The 14153-nt window shown below is 39.7% G+C and carries 14 protein-coding genes; 3 read left to right on the top strand and 11 right to left on the bottom strand.

What is annotated here, in order from left to right; translation table 11 throughout:
- Positions 1-284 precede the first annotated feature (284 nt).
- Positions 285-821 (bottom strand): BofC C-terminal domain-containing protein, encoded by a 537-nt coding sequence (locus tag ACWATA_RS01365; protein ID WP_028411700.1) that lies wholly within the window; start codon positions 819-821, stop codon positions 285-287.
- Positions 822-1112: 291 nt separating this feature from the next.
- On the opposite strand from ACWATA_RS01365, the gene ACWATA_RS01360 reads away from it, so the two are divergent.
- Positions 1113-2192, top strand: coding sequence for a YsnF/AvaK domain-containing protein (locus ACWATA_RS01360; RefSeq protein ID WP_165635126.1), 1080 nt, complete (start codon positions 1113-1115; stop codon positions 2190-2192).
- 103 nt (positions 2193-2295) lie between these two features.
- Here the strand turns inward: ACWATA_RS01360 and ACWATA_RS01355 are convergent, their stop codons facing one another.
- The 6 genes from ACWATA_RS01355 to nadB form a co-directional block, all read right to left on the bottom strand.
- Complete coding sequence (locus tag ACWATA_RS01355) at positions 2296-2955, bottom strand: YhcN/YlaJ family sporulation lipoprotein (protein ID WP_033579658.1); 660 nt, start codon at positions 2953-2955, stop codon at positions 2296-2298.
- A 94-nt stretch (positions 2956-3049) separates the two neighbouring features.
- Positions 3050-4015 carry a phosphotransferase gene (locus ACWATA_RS01350; protein ID WP_231099271.1) on the bottom strand — a complete coding sequence of 322 codons (966 nt, stop codon included), beginning with the start codon at positions 4013-4015 and terminating at the stop codon, positions 3050-3052.
- A complete protein-coding gene (safA, locus tag ACWATA_RS01345) occupies positions 4005-5285 on the bottom strand; it encodes a SafA/ExsA family spore coat assembly protein (protein WP_165635125.1) in 1281 nt (426 codons plus the stop codon). Before safA ends, ACWATA_RS01350 begins: the two co-directional genes overlap by 11 nt.
- Before the next feature lie 214 nt (positions 5286-5499).
- Positions 5500-6600 (bottom strand): quinolinate synthase NadA, encoded by a 1101-nt coding sequence (gene nadA, locus ACWATA_RS01340; protein WP_034265535.1) that lies wholly within the window; start codon positions 6598-6600, stop codon positions 5500-5502.
- Positions 6557-7450 carry a carboxylating nicotinate-nucleotide diphosphorylase gene (gene nadC / locus ACWATA_RS01335; RefSeq protein ID WP_028411706.1) on the bottom strand — a complete coding sequence of 298 codons (894 nt, stop codon included), beginning with the start codon at positions 7448-7450 and terminating at the stop codon, positions 6557-6559. The genes nadA and nadC overlap by 44 nt, the downstream gene beginning before the upstream one ends.
- 35 nt (positions 7451-7485) lie before the next feature.
- Positions 7486-9030 carry an L-aspartate oxidase gene (gene nadB / locus ACWATA_RS01330; RefSeq protein WP_028411707.1) on the bottom strand — a complete coding sequence of 515 codons (1545 nt, stop codon included), beginning with the start codon at positions 9028-9030 and terminating at the stop codon, positions 7486-7488.
- 89 nt (positions 9031-9119) lie between these two features.
- Here nadB and ACWATA_RS01325 point away from each other — a divergent pair, with 89 nt between their 5' ends.
- Together ACWATA_RS01325 and ACWATA_RS01320 are read left to right on the top strand one after the other, a co-directional pair.
- Positions 9120-10256: an IscS subfamily cysteine desulfurase gene (locus ACWATA_RS01325; protein ID WP_473049548.1), complete on the top strand. Its 1137-nt coding sequence runs from the start codon at positions 9120-9122 to the stop codon at positions 10254-10256.
- 15 nt (positions 10257-10271) lie between these two features.
- Positions 10272-10817 (top strand): transcription repressor NadR, encoded by a 546-nt coding sequence (locus ACWATA_RS01320; protein WP_028411709.1) that lies wholly within the window; start codon positions 10272-10274, stop codon positions 10815-10817.
- Between the two features lie 29 nt (positions 10818-10846).
- Here ACWATA_RS01320 and pheA read toward each other — a convergent pair whose 3' ends face one another.
- The 4 genes from pheA to ACWATA_RS01300 are packed head-to-tail and all read right to left on the bottom strand — an operon-like array spanning position 10847 to position 14105.
- On the bottom strand, positions 10847-11719 hold the full coding sequence (pheA, locus tag ACWATA_RS01315) for a prephenate dehydratase (protein ID WP_028411710.1): 873 nt from the start codon (positions 11717-11719) through the stop codon (positions 10847-10849).
- A 28-nt stretch (positions 11720-11747) separates the two neighbouring features.
- Positions 11748-12197, bottom strand: a complete 450-nt coding sequence (locus ACWATA_RS01310) for an ACT domain-containing protein (RefSeq protein ID WP_028411711.1) — start codon at positions 12195-12197, stop codon at positions 11748-11750.
- A 33-nt stretch (positions 12198-12230) separates the two neighbouring features.
- Positions 12231-13517 carry a GTPase ObgE gene (gene obgE / locus ACWATA_RS01305; protein ID WP_028411712.1) on the bottom strand — a complete coding sequence of 429 codons (1287 nt, stop codon included), beginning with the start codon at positions 13515-13517 and terminating at the stop codon, positions 12231-12233.
- A gap of 51 nt (positions 13518-13568) precedes the next feature.
- A complete protein-coding gene (locus tag ACWATA_RS01300; protein WP_013085118.1) occupies positions 13569-14105 on the bottom strand; it encodes a Spo0B C-terminal domain-containing protein in 537 nt (178 codons plus the stop codon).
- Positions 14106-14153: the final 48 nt, after the last annotated feature.

The raw sequence follows: 14153 nt of genomic DNA, 5'->3' as shown, positions 1-14153 counted from the left end.
TTACTCACGTACGCGCGGGCAGTGACCTTCCATCTTACCTATGAAGAGTCCTGCCCGCATCGTTCTCTATTTTCCTTTACAGTTCCTTTTAAAAAGACGTTCAAGAGAACGTTCGCCTCTTTTCATCTTTCTCAACCCACTTTCACAATAGCTGTAAAAAATAGAACCGCCCACTTTTATTGATGAATGACCTTTTAAGTTATATACAATACTAGACTGCTGAATACCATTTTAACATATCGCCAAAAGCAAATAGAAGCAATTTAGAATGTTGAATTCAATAATTATTTTACCATACTAAAAAACGGCTGCTTGATCGAAAGCGGCCGCTGCTGGAGCTGATAGATTTTATAGAAATTAATGAGGGAAAGATATTCATCTTTTGATTGAACGCGAATACCTTTCTTTAATTGTTCATGCTGATAGCTTTCAAGCCTTTTGATGTCAATTTGAAAAAACGACTGTATAATGTGCTGCGACGAAGCTGGCTTGCCTTCAAATGCTGAGAGAATACCGTTAACAGAAAGCCCTACGTAGCCGTTGTCTTTTAAAATAGGTGAAATATCGTCTATGCTTGTTCTAAAAACTAGCTCTCGATCGGTTTCTTTAAGCAGTCGCCAATTTTTATATTTTTTCATTAATTGTTTTTTTGTCATAGAAGGGCTTTTAATCATCTCTTGACTTACGACTCCATCCACATACACGCGCTCAAGAAATAATGTCATCGGCTCCTTTTCATTCGCATCTGCACGGTATGGCATTATACAAAGCACAATACTTACTAGCATTAAAAAAGCTGCTTGATGAATGACTTTCTTCACTCACCTTCACCTCACACGTTAATCATACTCTTTTTAGTATTATCTAAAAAGGTTTTGTGAAAATCTACACTAATAGTTTGACCTACTTATTTTCTTTTATCCTCTTATTTTATGAAACGAATCCTTTTCACGATATTATGTTAAGAAAACATGGAGTATTTGTTACATTTGCACACTATTTGTAAAATTTTCTCTTAAACGTTTTAATTAAATTTTCGCAGGGTATGTACATAGTGGAAGTAATTGTAAGGACTTCTATTATCTATTTTCATAAAAAAGGGAGCTGAAGTAATGAGAATGAATAAACGTGTAGTCGGAACTTTTTTTTCAGAAAAAGAAGCTTTAGATGTTATCCATAATTTAAAACGTCAAGGTTATCGAGAAACAGACATCATGGTCATTTCTAATAGTAAAAGCAATACATTTCAAATAGGTCATGATACAAATGTAATTATTGAAGCTGGTTCGCCTGCCGTAAGTTCATTAGCTGGCGTCATGATGGATAACTTTTTTACCATGATGACAGGCGGCATGGGGCTCAAACAAGGAAGCGGCTTGAAATCAAAATTAATCCGCATGGGCATCCCAGACATCTCAGCCGTGCAGTGCGAGACAGATGTAGCTGCTGGTAAAATTCTAATTTTGATAGATGCCGTAAGCTCTGAACAAACTCCAGCGTACGGAACCTATACGGAACACAACGAGCATAGAGCTGTCCAACTGCGTGAAGAAAAATTAGATGTCTTAAAAGAACGCGTTCAAGTAGGTGAAGTAAAACTCCACAAAAAAGTAATAGAGGAAGAAAGAACTGTACACGTTCCTGTTACAAGAGAAGAGTTTTATATTGAACGCCGCCCTGTAATTGACGGAGACTATAACGCTGGCCCACTTACAGAAGATGAAATTATTCGTGTTCCAATCATGGAAGAACGAGTAGAAATAACCAAAAGACCAGTTATTGTTGAAGAAGTAATTATAGGAAAAAAACTTATTCAAGAAACAAAAGAATGGACTGAAACGATTAAGAAAGAAGAAGCAAGCGTAGAACCTGATGGACTCGCGAGCGCTGAAGTATACGAAAATATGATGAACTATACAGACCATACTTACGCTCAAGTTTCTGCAGCTCTAGCAAGCGACGTGGAAGCTGAATACGAAAATAGTCAGACAACTAACAACGAGAAGCCAAACACACAAGCTAATAAGACAAGCTCTTCTGCAAAAAATGTTAAAAATACAAAAAGTGTCGCTACGGCACCAGCAGATACGAAAAAAAGAGAAGGTCGCCTCAAACAAAACGAAACTAACGCTCAAAATGAAGAAGCGGAATCTAAAACAACAAACAAATCTGCTTCTAACAAGAAAAATTAATAGTTACATGTTCGAGGAATAGCTGCCTGGCTTCAATGGCAGCTTTTTTATATGTATTCTCATCAAAAAAACAGCCGCCCTTCACAGACAGCTGCTTCTTCATTTAACGATGTTTATGATTGACATTCTCATCGACTGATTCAAATAGACCATTGAAATTAGTTTGAATCGTATTTCGGTCTTTTCCATTTCGAATATCGTCATCAAGAGAACGAGCATTCATAAATACATCGTGATCTACTTTTACTTGAACATTGTAGTCCTTCGCAATAGGCTTTACTTTATCGAGCACATTTTGTCTTAAACGGCCGTTATTTATGTCTTTGGCAGGATCCACAGCAACTAATAGCTGATCTCCACGGACAACGGCGCGACTATTTTCTACACCTTTAACGCTTGCAGCTCGATCAGCCACTTTTTCCGTAAAGTCTCTTGGATAATCTTCACCATAATACATATTAGCAACGCCATTTGTACGATCATTTGTATTATTGATGTTTCCATAAGGGTTTGTCGGATTGTCAAAACGTCCATCACTTACGTTTAACGGATAATTAGGTGTTCCATTCCCATCTAAAACTTCGGTCATTGGACCTTTCGGATTATCTACGCGATGTTCATTCGCTTTTTCATTTGTATGATACCCAACAGGCTGTGTCGTATCTGTATAGCGTTGTTCCATACCTTGGTCTTTGTTATTGCAAGCGCCAAGTCCCATCATACATGCAAAAGCTAAAGAAGTTGCTACATACCTATTCAACATAATCGCCCCCTAATTTAAGCTCTATTTACTCTGAGCTTACTATTAGGATTAAAAGACAAGCCGTTTCTTATTCGATGAAGTGTTTATAAACTCTTTACATGTCATGTAGGTTTTGTAAGTGCTGGTAAATCACTCGATAAAACCGCGTACGCTGTGACCATTCTTCAACTGATTGCTGCATTAACCTTTGACGGTTTGCCCATGATAAAGCAGAGGGGTTTATATTCCAGTTTCTCATCAGCATCGATGGAAATAGCAAAGAAGCAAGAAAAAAACGCTGCTTGCTTAATTCTTTTATTTTCGAGTGTTGAAGTAGTTCTTTCATCGACCACTGGACGTAAGGCAAAAAGCGCTGGGCCAGCTGAACATAGTCATAAAGAGCAGGAGCTTTAGCCGCTAAGTCAAAATCAATCATAACAATACCCAAGTGGTTTGTTTTCAAGAAATTATGTGAAGCAACATCACCATGAATAATAGAATAGTTCAACCCTCTATCTTTGAAGCGCTCCATTAAGACTAAAGCTTTTTCTCCCCAAGTCACAATATCTTTATATACATGAAATTGATTAAATTCTCTAAATATGTGTGATGCTTCTCGAAAAGAGGAAAGCCGCTTTTTCCATTTTAAAATAAGATCATACTCAGAAAGCTTTGTATACGCGGCTATTTTCTTTTTATGAACTTCTCCATGATAGCGGCTCAATGCTTGTAATACTTCTTCTCGATCCTGAAAACTTTCATACGTTACCTCTTTTACTTGCTTAACAAAGGGCATCATCGCCCAATACAAATGACGGTCCTTTATATAAAGTTCACCTTGTGGGTAAGCTTCGAAATTAACAGCGTACCCTTGTTGAATCTGAGATAAAAAATGATAAACATGTTCAATTTTACCTTTATCTCTGTAAGCTTTTATTACTTTTTTTCCTTTATTCGTATCCGCTATGATGACATGAGGCTTTTTCATACGGTAGGTCTCAACTTGAATATCTCTTTTTTTCAAATAGAGAAAGAGACGATTTAAATTAAAATCGTCTCGTGTATAATAATCAATCCTCATCTTCGTCGTACTCATCATATTCTGGAATACTAAATGCATTTGGGTCAAACGCAGGATACGGAGGTACACCAATCATGCCATATGGGGCTGGATAGGGTGCCCTTGGGTCCTGAAAGCCATAAGGTACCTGCTGCTGGTACTGTGGATAAGGCTGCTGTGGTGCATAGTCTTCAGGTCGTGGTTCACCGCAGCCGCAGTCTCCTTGCTGCTGTGGCGCATAGTGCTGCCCATAATGGTAAGGCGCGTTTCCAAAACCTTCGGAAGAACTTTCATAATGGCCACCTGTCATAGCTCCTTGCACTTGTGGATACATCGGTGCTTGATGATAGGCCGGATAAACGGGCTGCTGATATCCCCATGGAGGCGGACAAGGAGAACATTGTACTGGTCCATAGCAGCTGTGTGGCATCATTGGATACATTGGCATCGGTGCCATGTGAGCGCCCATTGCATGTTCTTCAAACGATTCGTTTTCATAACCGTGATGATACATTGGAGCCTGTTGATACATTGGCATTGGATATGGCTGCGGTGCATACATTGGCGGATGACACGGCATATAATTAAATCCGCAGCCTGGCATCACAGGCGATATTGGCATGATTGGGTAACATGGCATTTGAGGAGGCATTTCTATACTCTCCATCTCAGGACTTTCTGGCGATTCATGCTTGGGTAGTTCTTTTGGTGCTTCTTTTTTTGGAGCCTGCATCGCCATATTAACTGTGTAATAATTGTTAATATCAATCTCAGGTGCAATTGGCTTTAATTTAGGAAGCTTTGGCGCAACTGGCATTTCTTTTTTAGGCTGAACAATTGGTGCTTCTTTTTTAGGCTGGGCGACCGGCGCTTCTTTCTTTGGCTGCGCAATCGGCGCTTCCTTTTTCGGTTGAGCAATCGGTGCTTCTTTTTTAGGCTGGGCAATTGGTGCTTCTTTTATCGGTTGCATAAACGGTGTCTGAGCAGGCTGATTAGCTGACTTTTTCTCATCTGGACTTTCATCAATTTCCGTTACTGGATAAGCTTTTGTGGATTGGTCACTATAAGGGTGTTGAACTTTAGGCATTTCTTTTATCCCAGGTGAAGGAGCTCCTTCTTTTTGAACAGGCACTCCGCTTGTCGGCACTTTAATTTTCATTCCAGGCATGATCATATCTGGATTGCTTAATTGAGAATTCGCTTTTTTTAACTCTTCAAAATTAACCCCATACTTTTCAGCGATTTTCCAAAGGGTATCCCCTTTTTGAACGATATGGATTTTCAACGTCATTCCCCTCCCGAGTAGAGTCTCTGCCATCTATATGTGCAAAATCAAAGTAAGTTCTGTTTGTTCATCACAAGATATGCCTTGAACCATTTTTTTATTCATTTTGCCCACAGTTTGGTTCAAGTTTTTATGATAAAGAAAAAAAGACTTATCAACACAAACAATATGTCAATAAGTCTTCTTTTAGACCTTCTTTGTTTAATTGTCTTAAAAATCTTTATGCTCGTTCTAACATATTCGTTAGGGCTTTGATAGCACCTTCTGCTGTATGTTTATCCACCTTGATTTGATTTACTTCTTTTCCTTCTTCGATGCTTTCTAAAGCCCACAGCAAGTGAGGCAAATCAATTCGGTTCATCGTCAAACAAGGACACATATAGGGATTAAGTGAAACAATTTCTTTATCCGGATGACTATTGATAATCCGTTTCACTAAGTTCATTTCCGTGCCAATGGCCCATTTAGAGCCTGAAGGAGCTTGTTCAATTGTATCAATAATATATTTTGTAGAACCTGCATAATCTGATTTTTGCACCACTTCATGGGAACACTCTGGATGAACAATAATATTCATCCTAGGCTGCTTCTCGCGTAAATAATCAATATTTTTAACCGTGAAATTTTCGTGCACAGAACAGTGACCTTTCCATAGAATCACCTTGATGTTGTTTATATCGCCTTCATATTCAAGCATTTCTTCAATAGGATTCCAAATGGCCATTTCATCTAGTCCAACACCTAAATCATAAGCTGTGTTTCTGCCCAAATGCTGATCTGGTAAAAAGAGAATGCGCTCTTTTTTAGAAAATGCCCACTCCACCATATTTTTTGCATTTGAAGATGTTACTGTTGCACCATCATGTTCGCCTACAAAAGATTTAATTGCAGCTGTAGAATTTACATACGTAAGCGGAATAATCGTATCTCCGAAAAGATCCTGCAAGACAGGCCATGCCTTTTCTGTTTGCTGAATAGTAGCCATATCAGCCATTGAACAGCCAGCTCGCATATCGGGTAAAATGACTTTTTGGTTTTCATCTGTTAAAATATCAGCTGTTTCTGCCATGAAGTGAACGCCGCAAAACACAATATGCTCAGCTTCTCTATTTTCAGCCGCTATTTGAGCCAGCTGTAAGGAGTCTCCTACCGCATCTGCAAACTCGTACACTTCGTCTTTTTGATAATGGTGGCCGAGCAGAAACAATTTGCTTCCCAGTTTTTTCTTGATTTCTAATACTCTTCTTTTCATTTCATTTTCTGTGAGCTCCGTATATTTAGCGGGCAGCGTTTGCTGCTGAAGCGTTTGTAATAAACTCATCATTTTCTGTTCCCCTTTCTGTTAATAAGTCCAAGCTGATATCGATAGACCCTGCTGAATGCGTTAAAGCTCCAAGTGAAATATAGTCCACTCCGCTGTCTCTAAAAGAATGGAGCGTGCCAAGCGTAATTCCACCGGATGCTTCTGTGACAATATGAGCGGGAACCAGCGGTATCCAATCTTTAATGACTTCTGGAGAACAGTTATCGAACATAATGACATCTGCTCCTGCCTCTATTGCTTCTAGCAATTGACTTTTATTTTCAATTTCTACTTCCACCTTAACCATATGTCCAAGCTGCTCTCTTACTCTCACAACAGCGTCTAGAATAGATCCTGCATGTGCAATATGGTTATCTTTTAACATGACGCCATCGTACAAGCCAAAACGATGATTATAACCTCCTCCAGCACGAACGGCATACTTCTCTAACATTCGCAGACCAGGCGTTGTTTTTCGCGTGTCACATATGCGGGTATGTGAGCTGCCAAGCATCGCTACGGCTTTGTGCGTCATCGTGGCAATGCCGCTCATTCTTTGAAGTAAGTTTAAAATTACCCGTTCACCGGTCAAAATAGATCGCACGGATCCTGAAACGGCAGCTATTTTATCTCCAGGCTTAAGAACATCTCCATCTTTTTTTTCGAAATCCACTTTCACATTAGGGTCTATTAAATGAAATCCTTCTTTAATCAATTCCACTCCTGCGATAATACCTGATTGCTTTGCCGTAAACACAGCCTTCCCTTGGTCAGACGGAGAAAAAATAGCTTCACAAGTTATATCTCCATCTCCAATGTCTTCTATAAAAAAAGAATGCAACAGTGTTTGTAATTTCAACGTGTTCATTATGCTACCTCACCTTTCTTTTTAGATTTCCTTGCTTATAAAATCAATGATTGTTTTGTTGAAGCAGCAGACTGCTTAATAATTCGCTTATGCTCCCACTCTTGCTTTTCATGCGGAAAGTCACTTCGGTAATGACCTCCTCTACTTTCTTTTCTTGCAAGAGAGGACTCGGCAATAAGCAGACCTGCAGTTAGCATATTGCAGATGGTTGCAGCTTCCCTCGAATATATAACTTCTTGATCAAGAGGTATTCCATCCAAATAATTTGTGAATTCATGCACAATGGTAGCCAATTCGTTTTCATGACGAATGATTCCTACACAATCCATCATTTTATGCTGAATTTGTCTTGTGGCAGGCAGTATTTTAGGCATGCCTTTATAGACGTAACGAACGGGAGTATAACGAGATACCGTTCTCGCTTTATGTAAAATATGACGCCCTGCCCGTTTTCCGAATACAAGACACTCTAACAATGAATTGCTTGCTAGACGATTTGCTCCATGAACGCCTGTAGAAGAAACTTCCCCCACGGCATACAATCCTTCAACACTTGTTTGTCCGTAAGCATCTACTTCAATTCCACCCATTAAAAAATGTGCGCCCGGAGTAACAGGTATTCGTTTTTTGTCCAATTGAATTTTATACTTTCGACACAGTGCCGTAATCGTAGGAAATTTTTGTTCAAAATGAGCCACTTTTTCAATGTCTAAAAATACGGATCTTCCTTTTTTCATTTCATTAAAAATCGTCCTTGCTACAACATCTCGCGGTGCTAAATCCTTAAAGAGATGAACGCCTTCCATTATGCGTTCATTCCATTCATTTACCAGTACACCACCTTCACCTCGAACCGCTTCGGATACTAGACCTTTCGCTTCCTTTTGATACAAAAGGGTCGGATGAAACTGAACAAATTCTAAGTCCGCTAATTTTGCTCCAGCCCTGTACGCAAGCGCTAGCCCATCTCCTGTCGCAAGCGGCTGGTTAGATGTATGCTTGTACAAAGCGCCGATTCCTCCGGTAGCAATAATGGTTTGGCGAGCATAATATATAGTAATTTTGTTGTTTTCACCTTGTCCGATAGCACCTCTACACGTTCCATCTACAGTTACTAAATGCTGAATCATTTCGTTTTCAATCACTGTAATATATGGCAGTACTTCTTTTTTCAAAAAAGCGAACAGCGCTTGTCCTGTTGCATCCCCACCTGCATGCAGAATACGATTGACACGATGGGCTCCTTCTTTTCCAAAATGCAGCGTACCATCTGGATTTTTATCAAACTTCATTCCTTTATGAATCAATTCATTTACTACAGCCGCACCTTCTTCCACTAAAGTGCGTACCGCTTGTTCATTGCAATGCTTATTGCCCGCAATCAACGTATCATAGAGATGTTCACTCCAGTGATCGCTGCTTCCAATAGCAGCTGCTACTCCGCCTTGAGCAAGAACTGAGTTATTGCGGTCAATTTTCCCTTTCGTTACCATTACAACTCTGTTATGACGACACAGTTCATAAGCTGCAGAAAACGCTGCTAATCCGCTTCCAATAATTAAAACATCCGTCTCTAACATTTTACACCTCTTTATTTACATGTGTCTTGACACCTATATTTACATATTATTAAATGAAAGACAAGAAGTTTTTTTATCGGGGGGAGAAAATGATTTATCTGGACTATGCAGCAACAACGCCAATGAGACAAGAAGCAATTAAGGTATATACTGAAGCGGCAACGAGCTATTATGGAAATTCCAGCAGTCTTCACACACTTGGAACACAAGCAGAGAATCTGCTTACACTATGCAGAAAAAAATTAAGTCTGTTAATAAATTGCCGAGAGGATGATCTTTTTTTTACAAGCGGGGGAACAGAAGCTAATTACTTAGCTATTCACTCTCTTTTAAAAGGAAACACTAGCAAACGAAAACATTTGGTTACAACGAAGCTTGAACATTCTTCAGTTCTTCATACGTTGCAGCAGCTTGAAAAAGAAGGCTTTTCCTTATCTTACGTACCTGTAGATCAAAACGGCGTTGTGTCTGTAGACGACTTAAAGAAGACGATTCGACCTGACACTGTGCTAGTAGCCATTCAGCATATCAATCATGAGCTCGGTACAATTCAGCCAATTGAGGATATTGGCCATTTTTTATCTCAAAAAGAAATTCTCTTTCACTGTGATTGTGTTCAATCTTTCGGTAAGCTTCCTATTGATGTTAAAAAGCTGAAAGCTGATAGCATCTCAGTTTCTAGTCATAAAATTTACGGACCAAAAGGTGTAGGAATGGTATACATGAATTCAAGTTCTTCTTGGAAGCCTATTTATCATAAAGCAACTCATGAAAAAGGCTTTCGCCCTGGGACTGTAAATACCACAGGCATTGCTGCCTTTACTGCAGCAGCTGAATGCGCATATGCAGAAATGAAGACCGCCAGAAGCCATTATGAGCGCTTAAAATCGTACTTACTGGAAAAACTAGAATCTCTTGCTCCTTTTATAGAGGTAGAAGGCCTTGGGAACTCTCATTTTCCTGGAATTATTGGACTGACATTTTCAAACATACAGGGTCAATATGTTATGTTACAATGTAATCGTCACGGAATTGCTATATCTACGGGAAGTGCCTGCCATGTAAATCAGCAGGAACCATTAGCTTCTTTACTTGCAATTGGCAAATCGACTGCGAATGCTAAGAACTTTGTACGTCTTTCATTTAGTCAACATTCAACGTTTAAGCATATTGATCGACTCATATCCGTTTTTCATTTATTACAGCAAGAATTTATGACAGTGTAAAAGGAGGGATTAAAGGTGCCAGGAACTCAAAAGAAAATTCTTGGAGAAGAAAGAAGAGAACTTATTCTACAATGGTTACAAACAGAGAATAAACCAATGACGGGCAGTGAGCTTTCGAAAAGAACAAACGTTAGCCGCCAAGTCATTGTACAAGATATTTCGCTGCTTAAAGCTAAAAATGAGCCCATTATCGCAACAAGCCAAGGATATATTTATATTCAAAATCCATCTCAAACTACCGTGCATCAGCGAATTATTGCCTGTCAGCATACGCCAGAAGATGCTGAAAAGGAGCTTCTCCTGCTTGTTGACCACGGCGTTCTCGTAAAAAATGTAACCGTTGAACACCCTGTGTATGGTGAATTAACGGCTTCCGTTATGATTCAAACCCGAAAAGAAGTAGAAACGTTCATAAAAAAAATTCAAGAAACAAACGCAACTTATTTATCTCAGTTAACAGAGGGGATTCACCTTCATACGATTGAAGCAGATACAATTGAAAAACTGAATGCTGCCTGCTTAGCTCTTGAAGCGGAAGGTTATTTAGTTTCGAATGAGTAAAAAGGTGTTATAACAAAAAAAATCCCGCTTTAAAGCGGGATTTCTGTTTCAAGTAGTGTATGAGGATAGCTTCCTAACAGCTCTACGCTACAGCCTAGTGCCTCAAGTTCAGCCATAGCCCCAGGGATTAATACTTCATCCATTTTTTGTTCAATATCAACGATAAAGAAATAGTTTCCAAGCCCTGTTTTCATGGGACGGGATTCAATTTTAGACAGATTTAGCTTACGCCAAGAGAAAGCTGAAAGCACTTGATGAAGCGCTCCTGCCTGATCAGATGGAAGTGTAATCATTAACGTTGTCTTGCACCCGTTTCCAGCTAAAAATGGCACCTCTTGCCCTCCATCTTTATGCAAAATAACAAATCTTGTTGTATTATGATCATAATCATGAATGTTCGGGCAAGCAATATGTAATCCATATTCACGGGCTGCTAATCCATTCGCAATAGCTCCAATATTAAGCTCAGGGTGTTCGCTTACATATTTAGCAGCAAACGCCGTTGATGTCATCTCTTCTACTGCAGTTGACGTACATTCTCCGTGTAAAAATTTATGACACTGCGCAATTGCATGAGGATGAGAATAAATCGTTTCAATGTTTTTCCACTGTTCTGCATGAGATGGATGAACCATTAAATGCTGACGAATTGGAAGCACAATTTCTCCAACAATCGGCAGACGACGTTCGTGAATAAGATAATCAAGTGTTAAATTTACAGATCCTTCAAGTGCATTTTCTAACGGTACAATTCCATACTCAATTTCTCCTTTATCCACTGCGTCAATGCATGCTGGAATTGTTTTGTATGGAATATGGTCGTGCTGTTTAAATACGCCTTGGACGGCCACATGTGTAAATGTTGCCTTTGGTCCTAAATATCCTACTTTCCCCACAATCATGCCTCTCCTTATCTATATCTGTTTACCATTATGCCCCTGAACCAAGCACGTCCACTTTATCTACAAACTCTAAGCTTTTCAGTCTTCGCAGCATTTCATTTAACTCAACACTCATACTTGCTGTATCTAATGAAAGAGTTACGTTGGCACGCCCTTGTAAAGGGATGGTTTGGTGAATTGTTAACACATTGCATCCTGATGATGCAACGGTGCTCAATAAATGTGATAAAGTTCCTGATCGATCTTCAATATGAAAAAATAGTGAAATAATGCGCTGTTTGACAACCGTCTGAAACGGAAAGACCGTGTCGCGGTACTTATAAAAAGCACTGCGACTCAAGTCTACGGCTTGTACAGCATCTGCTACCGACTCAGCTTTTCCCCGTTCAATTAACAGCTTCGCATCCAATGTTTTTTTCATCGCTTCCGGTAATACATCTTCGCGAACTAAATAAAACTGCTTATCGCTCTTATGCAAGCAAAGCCCCTCCCCTTATCCTATGAACAACAATTAGTCGATAAATTCAAATTCATATTCAAACAGCTTTACAATGTCGCCATCTTTTGCTCCTCGTTCACGAAGGGCTTCATCGACGCCCATGCCTCGAAGCTGGCGCGCGAATCGACGAACTGATTCTTCACGTGAGAAGTCAGTCATCTTGAATAATTTTTCGATTTTTTCACCGCTTAATACGTATGAGCCATCGCTATCACGCGTAATAACAAATTCCACTTCTTTCTTTTCATGCTTGTACAGTACGCGGTGCATAGATAGATCTTCCTCTTCTTGCATTGGGAATTCCGGGGTCGTTTCTACAAGATCAGCTACTGTAAATAACAGTTCGCGGATTCCATCACGCGTTGCCGCAGAAATTGGAAAGATTTTCACTTCGTCCCCTACTTTTTCTTTGAATGCAGCTAAATTCTCTTCGGCTTGCGGGATATCCATTTTATTTGCTACCACTACTTGCGGACGTTCCGTTAAACGCATATTATACTGACGCAGCTCTTCATTAATAGTTAAGTAATCTTCATATGGATCACGGCCTTCTAAACCTGACATATCGATTACATGGACAATCACGCGGGTACGTTCAATGTGACGTAAAAACTGATGACCTAATCCTACACCTTCATGTGCACCTTCGATTAGCCCTGGTAAATCTGCCATCACAAAACTGCGATTATCTTCTGTTTCAACTACTCCTAAATTCGGATTAATTGTTGTAAAATGATATTCAGCAATTTTTGGCTTTGCAGCAGACGTTACGGATAATAACGTTGACTTTCCGACACTTGGGAAACCAACTAATCCTACATCGGCTAATACTTTTAATTCAAGAATGACATTTCTCTCTTTACCTGGCTCTCCATTTTCTGAAAGCTCCGGTGCTGGATTTGCAGGTGTAGCAAAACGCGTATTCCCACGCCCTCCGCGTCCACCTTTAGCAATCACTGCGCGCTGGCCGTGCTCAACTAAATCAGCAATCGTTTCGTTCGTATCTTCATCCAACACAACGGTACCTGGTGGAACTTTTACAATCATCGGCTCAGCGTTACGTCCGTGCTGTCCTTTTGACATTCCATGTTCACCACGGCTTGCTTTAAAGTGACGCTTATAGCGGAAATCCATCAGCGTACGTAATCCTTCTTCTACTTCAAAAATGACATCTGCACCGTGACCACCGTCACCACCTGCAGGACCTCCTTTTGGTACGTACTTTTCGCGACGGAAGGCAACCATTCCATTTCCTCCGTCGCCACCTTTTACATATACCTTGACCTGATCTACAAACATTTCTTTTTCACTCCGTTCTATATCTTAGCTCTTGCCATAGCAAAAGCGCTTTTAACTTATTGTGAGCATAAGGCTAAATTCATCTTCAGACATATGCTGTTCAACCAATGCAACTCCTTGAGCGCACTCATAACATTGTAGCTTGTTTTGTAGCTTCTGTATATCTGTTAGTATTCCACTAAAGTCAAAAAAGAAACGAATTCCCTGTTCTTCAATGCATACTGAAATACTCAAATAGTTTTCTGCATGATAATCAACATACTTTTCGAGTGCTTCTGTCAAATAGCAACACCAGTTGTATACGAACTCATCGTATTGTGATAAATCCTTCAATTCTCCAAGCACTTCCACATCTAAGCGAACAGCATGGTTATTCCAATGATAGGTCATAACAAAGCCCGCAAACAGTCGCATATTGATGTTTGTTAACTTGGATTCATGTTTGGATTCATTTACAATTTCTTCAATGATTTCATTCGCTCGATCAAGCCGATTCAACGCTAGATTGCCTTTGATTAATTGCAGCTTATTTAACCAATCATGCCGCGCGTATCTTAATACCTCTACGACATCCCATTCTTTTTCCATCTTAGCACTCCTAACTTTGACTCGAGCATAAGTATTTCACAACGCTGA

It is taken from the genome of Priestia sp. USM5, assembly GCF_058323215.1.
Note: the sequence above shows the minus strand (reverse complement) of the source record. Positions and strands in the feature narration are given on the sequence as shown.

What these genes read in the sequence shown, in the direction of transcription:
- ACWATA_RS01360 (WP_165635126.1), top strand. Translation starts at nt 1,113, where the DNA reads ATGAGAATGAATAAACGTGTAGTCGGAACTTTTTTTTCAGAAAAAGAA.
- ACWATA_RS01355 (WP_033579658.1), bottom strand. Translation starts at nt 2,955, where the DNA reads ATGTTGAATAGGTATGTAGCAACTTCTTTAGCTTTTGCATGTATGATG.
- ACWATA_RS01350 (WP_231099271.1), bottom strand. Translation starts at nt 4,015, where the DNA reads ATGAGGATTGATTATTATACACGAGACGATTTTAATTTAAATCGTCTC.
- safA (WP_165635125.1), bottom strand. Translation starts at nt 5,285, where the DNA reads ATGACGTTGAAAATCCATATCGTTCAAAAAGGGGATACCCTTTGGAAA.
- nadA (WP_034265535.1), bottom strand. Translation starts at nt 6,600, where the DNA reads ATGAGTTTATTACAAACGCTTCAGCAGCAAACGCTGCCCGCTAAATAT.
- nadC (WP_028411706.1), bottom strand. Translation starts at nt 7,450, where the DNA reads ATGAACACGTTGAAATTACAAACACTGTTGCATTCTTTTTTTATAGAA.
- nadB (WP_028411707.1), bottom strand. Translation starts at nt 9,030, where the DNA reads ATGTTAGAGACGGATGTTTTAATTATTGGAAGCGGATTAGCAGCGTTT.
- ACWATA_RS01325 (WP_473049548.1), top strand. Translation starts at nt 9,120, where the DNA reads ATGATTTATCTGGACTATGCAGCAACAACGCCAATGAGACAAGAAGCA.
- pheA (WP_028411710.1), bottom strand. Translation starts at nt 11,719, where the DNA reads ATGATTGTGGGGAAAGTAGGATATTTAGGACCAAAGGCAACATTTACA.
- obgE (WP_028411712.1), bottom strand. Translation starts at nt 13,517, where the DNA reads ATGTTTGTAGATCAGGTCAAGGTATATGTAAAAGGTGGCGACGGAGGA.
- ACWATA_RS01300 (WP_013085118.1), bottom strand. Translation starts at nt 14,105, where the DNA reads ATGGAAAAAGAATGGGATGTCGTAGAGGTATTAAGATACGCGCGGCAT.